The 13,455-nt window shown below is 45.9% G+C and carries 9 protein-coding genes; 3 read left to right on the top strand and 6 right to left on the bottom strand.

Features of this window, described 5'->3' with window-relative positions; all coding sequences use genetic code 11:
• Positions 1-40 precede the first annotated feature (40 nt).
• The 6 genes from GGR07_RS01960 to GGR07_RS01935 all read right to left on the bottom strand — a co-directional run bounded on the left by GGR07_RS01960 (position 41) and on the right by GGR07_RS01935 (position 6,395).
• The gene (locus GGR07_RS01960; protein WP_034542223.1) at positions 41-955 is read right to left on the bottom strand and encodes a glutaminase; all 915 of its coding nucleotides are present in this window, start codon (positions 953-955) and stop codon (positions 41-43) included.
• 18 nt (positions 956-973) lie between these two features.
• Positions 974-2,827 (bottom strand): DEAD/DEAH box helicase, encoded by a 1,854-nt coding sequence (locus GGR07_RS01955; protein WP_034542224.1) that lies wholly within the window; start codon positions 2,825-2,827, stop codon positions 974-976.
• Between the two features lie 331 nt (positions 2,828-3,158).
• Entirely contained in the window at positions 3,159-4,226 is a 1,068-nt protein-coding gene (locus GGR07_RS01950) for a tyrosine-protein phosphatase (protein WP_034542225.1), read from the bottom strand.
• Between the two features lie 114 nt (positions 4,227-4,340).
• Positions 4,341-5,264: a carbohydrate kinase family protein gene (locus GGR07_RS01945; RefSeq protein WP_021646697.1), complete on the bottom strand. Its 924-nt coding sequence runs from the start codon at positions 5,262-5,264 to the stop codon at positions 4,341-4,343.
• On the bottom strand, positions 5,252-5,857 hold the full coding sequence (locus GGR07_RS01940; protein WP_021646698.1) for an SIS domain-containing protein: 606 nt from the start codon (positions 5,855-5,857) through the stop codon (positions 5,252-5,254). Before GGR07_RS01940 ends, GGR07_RS01945 begins: the two co-directional genes overlap by 13 nt.
• 4 nt (positions 5,858-5,861) lie before the next feature.
• A complete protein-coding gene (locus GGR07_RS01935; protein WP_021646699.1) occupies positions 5,862-6,395 on the bottom strand; it encodes an LOG family protein in 534 nt (177 codons plus the stop codon).
• A 105-nt stretch (positions 6,396-6,500) separates the two neighbouring features.
• Between GGR07_RS01935 and GGR07_RS01930 the strand changes: the two genes are divergently transcribed.
• The 3 genes from GGR07_RS01930 to GGR07_RS01920 all read left to right on the top strand — a co-directional run bounded on the left by GGR07_RS01930 (position 6,501) and on the right by GGR07_RS01920 (position 13,437).
• Positions 6,501-7,721 (top strand): M16 family metallopeptidase, encoded by a 1,221-nt coding sequence (locus GGR07_RS01930; RefSeq protein ID WP_021646701.1) that lies wholly within the window; start codon positions 6,501-6,503, stop codon positions 7,719-7,721.
• 224 nt (positions 7,722-7,945) lie between these two features.
• Positions 7,946-9,652, top strand: a complete 1,707-nt coding sequence (locus GGR07_RS01925; RefSeq protein ID WP_021646702.1) for a DUF6377 domain-containing protein — start codon at positions 7,946-7,948, stop codon at positions 9,650-9,652.
• Between the two features lie 611 nt (positions 9,653-10,263).
• Positions 10,264-13,437 (top strand): SusC/RagA family TonB-linked outer membrane protein, encoded by a 3,174-nt coding sequence (locus GGR07_RS01920; protein WP_021646705.1) that lies wholly within the window; start codon positions 10,264-10,266, stop codon positions 13,435-13,437.
• Positions 13,438-13,455 lie beyond the last annotated feature (18 nt).

Raw genomic sequence — 13,455 nt, 5'->3', positions numbered from 1 at the left:
AATTGTTCGACCAGAGTGTATTCAGAAGTCCGGAGTGTATTCAGAAGATAGATTCCTGCGTGCGTGTAGTCAGCAGCTCCAACGCTTTCATGCCCATGATGGAGTTGCCTTTGGCGTTCAGTCTGGGGCTCCATACCGTTACCGAGTAGAGTCTCGGATGGATGGCGGCAATGCCCCCTCCGACTCCGCTCTTTCCGGGCAATCCTACTAAGTAGGAGAATTCTCCCGCTTCGTCATAGAAACCGCATGTCTGCATGATGGCGTTGATGCGCTTCACCTGCGAGGAGGTCAGATCGACACCATTGAAGCTGAACGGCGACCGGTGGTCGGCAAAGGGCAGGAATGCCCTCGAAAGCTCCGTGCAGCTCATCTCTACGGAGCATTGGAGGAAATAGAAGCGGAGAACGCTTTCGATATCGTTCTCCAGATTGCCGTAATATTTCAACAGATTGGCTATCGCCGCGTTGATGTAGCTCTTTTCGCGTTCGGATACAGCCGTTTCCCGGTTGTAGTCCACCGTGCGGCTGCCGCTGATGGAGCGGACGAAACTGATATAGTCTTCTTCCGGCGACGGCAGGTGAGACAACAGGATATCTGCCAGTACGATGGCTCCGGCATTGATAAACGGATTGCGCGGATGCCCCTTCTCCACTTCCAGCTGAATGAGCGAGTTGAACGCTGTTCCCGAAGGCTCCTTGCCGATTCTTTTCCATAGGTCGCTTCCCAGGATGCTGAGGCACATGGAAAGGGCGAACACTTTCGTGATGCTCTGTATGGAAAAACGTGTGTCTGCCTGTCCCAACGTAAATGTCTCTCCCTCTGTGGTGGTGATACATATTCCGAACCGGTCGGGATTTACCTGCGCCAATGCCGGTATGTAGTCCGCTACTTTCCCGTCTTTGGCGTAAGGCTGTATCTCCCGGTAGATTTCAGAAAGTATTTGCTGGTAATCCATCGCTGTATGATATTGGTTTTACTTCTTTTTCCGGCGTGCCCATCCCTCTTCGCTGAAGTCGGGATCTTCGCCTTTGAAGAACTGTTTCCAGTCGTCTTTCTTCTTAGGTCCGCGCGCGCTGGTATATCCCCGTTCTTCGCGGCTGGGTTTTTCTTTCTTTCCTTCCTTCTTCGGTTCTTTCTTCGTTCTTTTCGGCGATTCTGCTTTGGGCGTGCTCTTGCTTCTGCCTTTTTCGCGGCTTTTCTCATTCTCTTCGCCCGCTACTTCGACTACTACTTTTCGTCCTCCCCATTTTGCCCGGTTCAGTGCTTTCAGAACGTTGTTCGTCTCTCGTTCGTCTACCTCGAAGAACGAGTAGTTCTGCATCAGGTCGATGCGTCCCAATTCGATGCGTCCGCGCGTGTTGTTGTTGAGCAGACTGATCAGTTCGTTCGGGAAGAAATGATCAGTTTTCCCCAGATTGATGAACAGACGGGTGAACCCCGCTTCCGCTTTACGGCTTCTTTTTTCGCGTCCCCCATCTTTCCGGTCGCCACGGCTGTCGGAAGGCTGTTCTATCTCCGCACGTCCGCGGTAATACTCGGAGAAGCGGTTGAATTCGTGCGACACCATCCGCTTGATCAAGTCCTCTTTGCTCAGCCATTCCAGTTTGCGGTAAATCTCTGGCATGAAGTCGGCGATCTCTTCCTCGTTCACTTTCACCTTCTCAAGGTCGTCTATCACTTTAATCAACTGCTTCTGGCAGATTCCGGCGGCTGTCGGCATTTCTCCGGCAATGAACTTCTTGCCGATGATGCGTTCTATCTGGCGCATCTTGCCTTTTTCGCGCAGGTTGATGATGGCGATGGAGGTTCCCGTCTTTCCCGCACGTCCCGTACGTCCGCTGCGGTGCGTATAGCTTTCCGTGTCGTCGGGCAACCCGTAGTTGATTACGTGCGTCAGGTCGTCTACGTCGAGGCCGCGCGCCGCTACGTCGGTGGCAACCAGCAGTTGCAGGTTGCGGATGCGGAACTTCTGCATCACCGTGTCGCGCTGCGCCTGAGAGAGCTCTCCGTGCAGCGAGTCGGCATTATACCCCTCCTGCATCAGCTTGTCTGCAATCTCCTGCGTCTCTTTGCGGGTGCGGCAGAAGATGATGCCGTATATCTGCGGGTAATAGTCGACGATACGCTTCAGTGCTTCGTACTTGTCTTTCGCCTGCACGGTGTACACCACGTGTTTCACGTTGCTCGTGCTTTCGTTCTTCCGTCCGATGGTAATTTCCTTCGCGTCGCGCAGGTACTTCTTCGAGATGCGTGCGATTTCCGGACTCATGGTGGCTGAAAACAGCAACGTGTTCCGTTCTTCGGGCACATCGGCGAGAATGGCGTTGATGCTGTCGGTAAAGCCCATGTTCAGCATCTCGTCCGCTTCGTCCATCACCACGTTGCAGACGGTGGAGAGGGAAACCGTTTTCCGCTCCATCAGGTCGAGCAGTCGTCCCGGTGTGGCAACAATAATGTGCACACCTCTTTTGAGGCTGCGTATCTGGCTGTCGATGGAAGAGCCGCCGTACACGGGCAGCACTTTCAGTCCGTCGATGTATTTGGAGTAATCGTTCAGGTCGCCCGCTATCTGGAGGCAAAGCTCGCGGGTGGGGCAAAGGATCAGAGATTGGGGAACCCGCTTCTCTATATCTACCTGCTGCAATAGAGGCAGACCAAAGGCGGCTGTTTTGCCGGTTCCTGTCTGTGCAAGAGCTACTACATCATTATTTTCTCCTAAAAGGTACGGAATCACTTCCTCTTGTACCGGCATGGGATTCTCATATCCCATTTCTTCAATTGCTTTGCGTATCTCCGGAGAAACACCAAGCTCTTCAAATGTCTTCATTAAATCTCTGTATATCTTTTATTTCGGGCGCAAAGATAGATAAATTATTTGAAAATCAGAGGGTACAGGGCAGAGATTTGAATGCGGAGAGTGAAAAAAATGACGGAGAGGTGGGAATGTATGGCTGAAAGCAGTGTAAGTATGCCTCATACGTATTTTGCCTCTTCACTTGCTCCATGCGCAGCCCTGATCTTCAACAGCCGCTCGGGTATGCCCCCCACGTACACTTTGTCTTGCTCCATGTTGTCTTGCTCCATGTGCAAGCCTTGAACTTCGAGCGGTCAATATCCAACGAGCGGGCGTTGCCTATCGGTTTGCTTCATTCGCGTTTTCAGTCTTCGGTTAATAAAATGCTTCGTAAACGCTTGATTTCTTCTTTCGAAAGCCCGATACCCTTTTCCAGATAGTTTTTCACATTTCCGTATTCGCTTTCTATCTGCTCTTTGGCCGCGTTCAGAAAATCCTCTTTTGCCGAGTAGATGGTGGTGATGGCTTCCTGTGAATGGGGCGGCAGCTGATAAGCGTACTTGGAAACGTTGGGGATGTTGAAGAAGTCGTTGCTTAGCCGGTAGTCTTTCATGATAATGTCATCGTCTACTCCCAAAGAAGCAAGAAGTAGGGCGGAAAACACTCCCGTACGTCCCTTGCCCGATGTGCAGTGAACCACGGCAGGGTAGGAGTTGCGGTCGAGTAAAATCGTGAACAATCTCCTGAATTCTTTCCGGTAGTTGGTTACCAACCCTCGGTTTATCTGTTCTATCGACCGATAGATGGTATCCGCTTCTATCTTCCCTTCGCGGACTCCCTGCAGAAGATAATCTATATTCCCGGTAGGAAGAGGGATGTGCACCATGTTGAATCCTTCTTTTTGCAGCGAGGTAGTGGCGGGACGCTCTTCGTCGGAACGCAGGTCGATCACTGTCCGTATTCCCATATTCTTGAGCTCTTGTATGGCATAAGGCGTGATGTCTTCTATTTGGGCCGACCGGTATATCATGCCCCAACGCACAGCCTTGCCCGTTTCGAACGATGGGTATCCTCCCAAGTCACGAAAGTTTTGAACACCGGGAATGTTGATGTTGCGGGTGGCTGTCTTAATCCGGTATTTGTTGTCGAACACCATCAGGTAATAGTAGCGTTGGGTGGGATCGTCGGGAATGATTGTGATTTTCTCGCCCGAGATGGGGGCTATGGCTACAGGAATACGTTCAGCGATGAAATCGGGAGTGGTGGAGGCATAGACTTTGACTAATCCTTTCAATGCAGGTTTCACCTCCCATTTAATGATGCAGTTGCCTACACTGTTTTCTTCGCAAACCACGGTTATATTGGGGCGATTGTCTGTACATGAAGTCAGAAGCAGTAGAGCGGTAAGCCGGCTTAGAAGGTTCTTGCGCATAAAAGTTTCTTTGTTTGGTTCATCTCTTTGCGCAAAGATAGAAATTACCGGCAAAACCGGTAATTTCGGACTGATAATTAGCCAAAGTTAATAGATATATTCTTTTCTTTTCAATCATCCGGAGTAGCTGCGGGCAAAATCCAAGGACACCGAATTGTAGTAACTGCGACAAACTTCGGCGGCAAAATCTTTCGCGCACTGAATCACTTTGTCCCAGATCGCTTCACTCAGATTATCCAGATCGCGGTATCGGACATCATATTTCAGCAGTCCGTATATCAGTCCCGCATTGAAATTATCGCCTGCTCCGATGGTGCTGACGGCTTCCAACGGTTTTACCGGATACTCTTTGCTCACGGTATTGCTGCGGAGTGATATGCTGTCGCTGCCTGCGGTGCAGATGAACCGGGGGCAATAAAACTTGATTTTGTCTTTGTATATCCGGTCTGCATCGCGCATGCCGTACATGTAGAAGAAGTCTTCCGCCGAACCGCGTACGATATCGGCGTATTCAAGGTTTTCGATAATGGTGGGCGCCAGCTTCATAGCCTCGTCTTTATGCGAAGACCGGAAATTCGGATCGTAATAAATGATAGCTTTCTTCTCGCGCGCCTGATCGAGTAGTTCCAGTATCTTGTCGCGGAGAACAGGATTGAGAGCATAGTATGAGCCTACCATCACGATGTCGTCTTCCTGTAAGACAGGATAAATCACATCCAGACGCTGTTTGGGATAATCCTTGTAGAATATATATTCCGCATCGTTTTGCTCGTTGAGAAAAGCAAGCGATACGGGCGATTTCCCGTCGGGGAACACGTTTACGTGTTCGGTAGGCACATGATTCTCGCGCATGAATTGCAGAATAGTGTTTCCTACGCGGTCGTTTCCCGTCTCGCTGATGAAATTGACATTCACTCCCATTCGTCCTAGAGACACGATGCCGTTGAACACCGATCCGCCGGGAACGGCTACCGAAGGCTGCCCTCCCCGAAAGACGATATCGAGAATAGTTTCTCCGATTCCTACTACTTTTCGCATAGCGATCTTGATTTTTCTCCCAAGTATCCTCCGTGATGACGCTTGGAGTATTCGCCGATCGTGAATCCGGTCTGTTTCATCGTTTGCACCACCAATATATCTCCGATTACGGTCATGGCAGTGGTCGATGTAGTGGGAGTCATTCCCAGAACGCAGACTTCTGCAGGGTGCCCTGTGCTGAGGCATACATCCGACTCGTGTGCCAAGGGGCTATCCGGATTTCCGGTGATGACGATGAACTTTAAATTCGGATTCAGGTTGTGCGCCAATTGGGTAAGTTCTACAATTTCACGTGTCTTGCCGGAATTGGAGATCAACAGTAACAGGTCGTTTTCTTGCAAAATGCCGAGGTCTCCGTGTTGCGCTTCGCTCGGGTGCAAAAAGACTGACGGTATGCCGGTAGAGCAGAAAGTGGTCGCAATGTTCATGGCGATCTGCCCCGCTTTTCCCATGCCGGAAGTTACCAGCTTTCCTTTCTTTCGGTGTATCTGTTCTACAATCAGCGCCACAGCTTTTTCATAAGCGTCGGTCACAGGAATATTGAGCACGGCTTGTGCTTCTTGTTGCAAGAGTTGTTTAATCGATTCTATCATTGGTTCAATTTATTTTTTCAATCAGTTCTTCGAAAGAGTTGGCTATTTCATAGTAAGAAGAAAAGGGCTTGCGTGCAAATCCTTTGGTTTCTATGGTTCGGAGAGCTTCAAGCAGCGGGGTATAGAACCCGTGCTCGTTGTAAAAGATCACCTTTTTGGAATGATAGCCCAATGAAGCGGCAGCCATTACGTGGAGGATTTCATCGAGCGTACCGACTCCGCCGGGAAGCGCTACCAGCACATCCGACTTCTCCGTAAGCACGTCTTTCCTGTCGCTCAGATTATGCGTGTGTATTACTTCATCCAACAGTGTGCTTACCCTTCCCTTCTCTTCCAGTCTGGAGGGAACTACACCGATTACTTTGCCTCCGTTTTTTTTCACGGCAGCGGCCACGCACTCCATCAGCCCAAGGTTAGCGCCTCCGTATACCAGCGTTTTGTTATTTTGTCCCATCCATTGCCCGATTCTGCGAGCACTGTCGAAGAACATTTTGTCAATATTTTCAGAGGCGGAACAGAATATTCCAATATTTCTCATATACACTGTTGTTGTTATAGCCTACAAATATCTGCAATTTTCTATAAACAGCAATAAGTTTTGTTGTATTTTTGCAGCATTAATTCACCAAGAAGATAGGAATCAATGCAATTAAACCAATATACATTGCCCAACGGGCTCCGTATCATTCACAGGCCCACTGTTTCGAAAGTGGCTTATTGTGGTTTTGCGATAGACGCAGGCACGCGCGACGAAGCGGAGGATGAGCAGGGAATGGCTCATTTTGTAGAACATCTTATATTTAAAGGAACCGAGAAGAGAAAGGCTTGGCACATTCTGAACCGCATGGAGAACGTGGGAGGGGATTTGAACGCTTACACTAATAAGGAGGAAACAGTGGTGTATGCCGCTTTCCTTTCGGAACATCTGGAACGGGCGGTGGAGTTGCTGGGAGACATTGTGTTTCATTCCACCTTTCCGCAGCAGGAAATCGATAAGGAAATCGAGGTGATTATCGATGAGATACAGTCGTACGAAGATACTCCTTCGGAATTGATATTTGATGATTTTGAAGATCTTATTTTTCGCGATCATCCTCTGGGAAGAAATATTCTGGGCCGTCCCGATTTGTTGAGAAGCTTTCGTACGGAGCATGTTCTTGCGTTTACCCGCCGTTTTTATCAACCGGCAAACATGGTCTTTTTTGTTAGCGGACAGATGGACTTCAAGAAAGTACGCCGGTTGGCGGAAAAACATTTTATGGAACTTCCTTGTCTGCAAATCTCTAATCATCGGAATCCTCCTCCTCTTTACGTGCCGCAGCGTCAGGTTCTTTCTAAAGATACCCATCAGGCGCATGTGATGATGGGCAGTCGGGGTTATAATGCTTATGATGATAGACGTACCGCACTTTACCTGCTCAACAATATTCTGGGCGGACCCGGCATGAACAGTCGCCTGAACGTGTCGTTGCGTGAAAGGCGCGGACTGGTTTATACCGTAGAGTCTAACCTTACCTCGTATACCGATACGGGAGCCTTTTGCATTTATTTCGGTACCGACCCCGAAGATCTGTCTACTTGTCTGAGGCTGACACACAAAGAGCTGAAGCGGCTACGCGATGTGAAATTAACCCCTTCGCAATTGGCGGCTGCCAAGAAGCAACTGATCGGTCAAATCGGAGTGGCTTCGGATAATCACGAGAATAATGCTTTGGGAATGGCGAAGACTTTTCTCCATTATAATAAAATTGAATCTCCGGAAGAGGTTTTCAAACGGATTGAGGTGCTGACGTCAGAACAACTGCTGGAGGTGGCGAATGAAATGTTTGCGGAAGAGTATCTTTCTACATTGATTTACCGGTAAAGGTAGAAGATGTGAAATGAAGATGAAAATCTTTTGAAAAGCTTTTGTCGATGACTTACTTCTCCCGAATTGTTTTTATCTTTGTTTTATTCTTTTACCTCAAGGATTAATTTCATCTCGTTTAGACCGGAATGAGATATGAATACCTTTTAGTGAGACTAAAAGCGGATAGAGTGATGGGATTGTTAACAGAAGTGTGTCTTTGTGTTTTTTAGAGTAATACTATGAGATATTTATTTGTTATCTTGTTTGGAACCTTGTCTATATCTTTATTTGCATCACCGTCTTATAATGAAGAGATAGAAAGGCTTTTATCGAAGCTGGATTCTTTGATTATGCAAAAAGACTATTTTACGGCAACTAAAGAGGCTAAGATAAGAGAGTTGTATAAAAAACGGCAGCATGTTCGTACACGCGAAGAAAGCTATTGGCTCAATAAAATGTTTTATGATGAGTACTATGTATATAACTCCGATTCGGCCTTGGCTTATGTAGAGCGAAACTTGGCGATTGCCTACGAATTAAATAATAAAGAGTGGCGGGCCGAATGGAAAATAAAAAAATCGTTCTTGCTTTCTGCTACGGGAATGTTGACTGAGGCTTTAAAAGAATTAAAAAACATATCCAAAGAAGAGCTTACGGCTGAACTGCAAGTAGAGTATTACGGTCAAATGATGTATCTCTATTCCCACTTTGGACAATATTCGGGCGACGACAATGTGAATCTTCGCGAAGGATACTATCAGAAAGAACTTCTTTACCGGGACTCCATTTATGAGGTTATAACTCCGGAGGACCCCTATTTTTTATGGTATAAAGGATGGCGGTTTCGAGAGACCAATGGGGCAAAGGAAACCATAGAGCAGTTGAAAGCTGTGGTAGATGAATCTCCTTTAGAAACTCGGCGAGATGCGATGAATGCTTATGTCTTGGCTGTGTTGTTCCGTGATCAGCAGCAATGGAATGACTATCTGAAATATATGATTTATTCGGCAATGGCCGACATACGTGCTGTCAATAAAGACATTGCTTCATTGGAAGAACTTTCCGCATCATTGTATGAGATGGGCGATATTGATCATGCCTATACTTATATTAATTATTGTTTGCAAAATGCTCAATTGTATCGTAACCGCATCCGCGTATTAGGAATTTCCGAAATACAAGATAAAATCCATCGTGCTTATCAGGAACGTAACCGGCAGCAAGAAGAGCGGTTACATTTTTTTCTGGTGATGGTCAGTGTACTTTCTGTCGTACTCCTGATCGCTTTTTTCTATATATTCAGGCAGATGAAGCGTTTGTCCGCTTCGCGTTCGCAACTCAATAAGAGTAATCAGCTGTTGAATGTTCATGTAGAAGAATTATCCGAAACTTATCGCCGTTTGGCTGATGTCAACAACCAACTCCAATCTCTCAACGAACAACTGAAGGATACTAACAGGCAACTTCAGGAGTCGAATTATGTGAAGGAGGAGTACATTGGCTATGTGTTCGCTATTTGTTCAAACTATATCAGCAAGCTGGATGAATTTCGGAAAAATATCAACCGAAAGATAAAAGCTAACAGGGTAGAAGAAGTGAAAATATTGACGGATACGCCCTCTATGGCTCAAAACGAGCTAAAAGAATTTTATCATAACTTTGATGCCATTTTTCTACATGTTTACCCCGATTTTGTCAGCGATTTTAATGCTTTGTTGCACCCCGAAGAACAAATTGTGTTGAAAGAGGGAGAGCTGCTGAATACTGAGCTGCGTATTTATGCTTTGGTACGCTTGGGTATTAATGATAGCGTGAAGATTGCTGAGTTTCTTCATTGCTCTCCGCAAACAGTTTATAACAACAGATTGAAAACGCGCAATAAATCTATTATTCCCAAAGAGGAATTTGCCAATACTGTACGCTCATTAGGTACAATGCAGATATAAAACTTTGTTTTTTGTTGCTGCTCAAGCGAAAAAAGCAACTTTTAAAAGCGATTCTTCGAATTGTAAGAATCGCCGGGCGGGTATTTTCTTTTTAGAGATAAGAAATTACAGGAAATATTGATCCTTGAAATTCGGAACAATTGAAAGCTGATGTTTATTTAAGGAAAAATTGAAGTATTGATGATCGTTTTCCCCGGGTATTTATAAAATATGGATTGTGTTTTAAACAGTTGTTCGTCTTTCGGTTGTGTTTTATTCGTCTGCCGAATGAGAGACGAATAAAACACAACCGAAAGACGAATAGAACGCGAACGGCAGACGAAGAATTTGTGCTATAAAAAATCTAAGCTGTTACAGTGGGAGAGGTTATGTTTGTCTTGCATGTCTCTTATTATAGAGAAAAGTCTATGTTTCTTTCCTTTTATCATCGAAAAAGTTTCCTTTTTACAAGTGCTATTCAATCATAATGTTTTTGTTTTCAGGAGTTTATTACTTTTATGGACTTACTTCCTTTTGTTACTTGCATATATAATGTGTTTCTTCTTGTTCTATCTTTGTATAGTTGTAAATAGACAGAATTAAATTGTTAACTTTTTAATTTTTTATTTATTATGATAAACAGTTCAAAGCAAATACGAGGAATTGAACGTCTGTTGCTTACAGTCTTGCTGTTTGTTTTTTCTATGCAAGTCTTCGCTCAGCGAATCATAGCGGTAAGAGGAAATGTGTCGGATGAGACCGGAGAGGCCGTTATTGGTGCAAGCGTCTCAATAAAAGGTACGGCGCATGGAGCTATTACTGATCTTAATGGAGATTTCTATATCTCGAATGTGGCTGAAGGATCTGAGGTTGAGGTTTCTTATGTAGGATTCATAACCCAGTCTAAAAAAGTTGTTGGTGATCAACGGCTTGTTTTTGTCTTGAAACAGGATGTTGGATTGTTGGAAGAGGTTGTTGTAGTAGGATACGGAGTTCAGAAGAAAAGTGTGATAACTGCTTCTATCGCTAAAGTCTCGGCGGACGATTTGGCGACTACCTCTCCGGTGCGCATGGATAATGCCTTGAAAGGGTTAGCCTCCGGAGTTACAGTCACCTCTTCCTCAGGCCAACCCGGAGCAGCAGCGCGTATCCGCGTGCGTGGTATCGGTACTATAAACAATTCCGATCCGCTTTATATCGTAGACGGTATGCCCATAGAGGGAGGGCTGGATTATTTGAATCCGAATGATATCCAGTCTATCGAAGTTTTGAAAGATGCGGCTTCAGGTGCTGTATATGGAGCTCGTGCTGCCAACGGAGTTATTCTGGTAACGACTAAAACAGGTAAAACAGGCAGGACAAAAGTAGTGTATGACTTCTCTTATGGATGGCAAAATGCATGGAGAAAACGTGATGTGTTGAATGCTTCGGAGTATGCTCTGATGATAAATGAGGGTTATATTAATGCAGGTTTAGCTTCTAAGTACAATGACCCTTACTCTCATGGAGCAGGGACCGACTGGCAGAAAGAGGTGTTCAATGACAATGCTCCCGTCATGAATCATCAAGTGAGTGTGAGCGGTGGAGGTGAAAAAATTGGTTTTTTGTTTTCTGCCGGATATTATACGCAGGATGGTATTGTGGGGGGTAATTTCGGACGGTCTAATTATGAACGTCTTACATTGCGTAGTAATACAGTTTACACCATTATGGATGAGTCTGAAAACCGAAATTGGCTGAATAATCTCAAGATAACTTCTAATCTCTCTTATGCCCGCATCAAAGCCACGGGAATCGAAACGAATTCTACTTGGGGGGCGCCTTTAGGGTCTGCATTAGCATTATCGCCACTACTGACGGTTTATGACGAAACGAAAGAGGCGATGGAAGCCCAGTTCAATAAATATTCCGGAACATCTGACTATACACCCGGATACGACCCGCGTAACGGAAAACTGTTCAGTATCCCGGGATCCGAATTTGGAGAAATGACCAACCCGATAGCCAATCTGTCTTTGCCCGGAGCTAAGAACTGGAGCCATAAGTTTGTGGCAAACTTCTCGGCAGAACTGCAACTGTGGGATCAGTTGAAGTTTAAGACTTCTTATGGAGCAGACCTTGCTTTTTGGGGGAGTGATGGTTATACTCCTATTTATTATCTGAGAAACGGAGGTTCGTCCGTGCGGTCTACCGCTTATTCGGAAAAACACGATGGAACGATGTGGCAGTTGGAGAATGTACTGATGTATGACAAAACGATCGATAAACACTCTTTCTCTGTCATTCTGGGGCAATCGGCCAAAAAGAATTCAGGCTCTTATCTTTGGGGATCGCGCAATCATATTATTAATTATAGCCGACCTTACATCAGCGCAAGTAGCGGATTGGCGGAAAACGGTGATCGCGATTCAGCAGGAGCACCCTCCGAAGTGGCGACTCTGGCTTCGCTTTTTGCCCGTGCCAGCTATAACTACGATGAACGCTACATGCTTCAGGTTACTGTACGCCGCGATGGTTCTTCGCGCTTTGGCCCCAACAATCATTACGCTGTCTTTCCTTCTTTTTCCTTGGGATGGAATGTGACGAACGAAAAGTTTATGCAAAAGCGACCCGATTGGCTGGCCTCTGCAAAACTTCGTTTTTCCTGGGGTAAAAACGGGAATGAAAATATCGGCAACTTTAGATATACCGTGTTGACTTCAACTGGGAATAACGCTATTTTCGGAGTCAATGAGAAGTTGACTAACGGTGTAAAAGCCAGCGGACTTGCTAATCCTGATTTGAAGTGGGAGGAGTCGGAACAGCTTGATTTCGGACTTGATTTGGGTCTCTTTAATAATGCGTTGACTTTTACTGCCGATTATTACAGAAAAACAACAAACGGAATGTTGATGACAATGAATATTCCTTCTTATGTAGGAGAGTCGAAGCCGATAGGCAATGTGGGTAAAATGAGAAATAGCGGTCTTGAGATGGAGGCTGCCTATAAATTCCGTTTATCTGACTGGAATTTCCGAATTGGTGGTAATTTGACTTATTTGAAGAATCGGTTGATTGAATACGGAAATGATTCCGGATGGGCGAATCTCGATTCTTTTCATGGAACAGGCTCTATTAGTCGCGCTGAAAATGGTAAACCCTTTCCATATTTCTATGGATACAAGACGGCTGGTGTATTCCAGAATATGAATGAGGTAGATGCATATACCAATGCCGAAGGGAAACTCCTGCAGCCCAAAGCAGTTCCGGGTGATGTGCGCTTTGTAGATGTAGATGGAAATGGATTGATTGATGCGGACGACCGTACGGATATCGGAAAGGGAATGCCCGACTGGACTTTCGGACTGAATCTGAGCGTCAATTGGAATAATTTCGATTTCAGTATGATGTGGCAGGGTACCGTGGGCAATGATGTGTTTGATGCTACCCGCCGTACCGACATATCTTCAACCAATCTGCCCTCGTGGATGTTGAACCGTTGGACGGGCGAAGGGACTTCCAAGCGCATCCCTCGCTTCATGGTGGGCGATAACATTAACTGGCAATCTTCCGATCTTTATGTATACGATGGCAGCTATTTGCGGTTGAAGAACATCCAACTGGGCTACACCTTGCCTGCATTTCTGACAAAGAAGGCATTTATCTCTTCATTGCGTATATATGTGGCTGCGGAAAACCTGTTCACGTTTACCAAATATCATGGATTCGATCCGGAGATATCATCGGGCGGGACATCACTTGGTATCGATTATGGCGTATATCCGCAAGGAAAGGTTTGGACAGTTGGAGCCAATCTGACGTTTTGATTTATCACACAATAAAAC

This window comes from Bacteroides pyogenes (assembly GCF_014196225.1).
Classification (GTDB): domain Bacteria; phylum Bacteroidota; class Bacteroidia; order Bacteroidales; family Bacteroidaceae; genus Bacteroides; species Bacteroides pyogenes_A.
The sequence above is the reverse complement of the archived record's forward strand: the minus strand, read 5'-3'. Positions and strand labels throughout refer to the sequence as shown.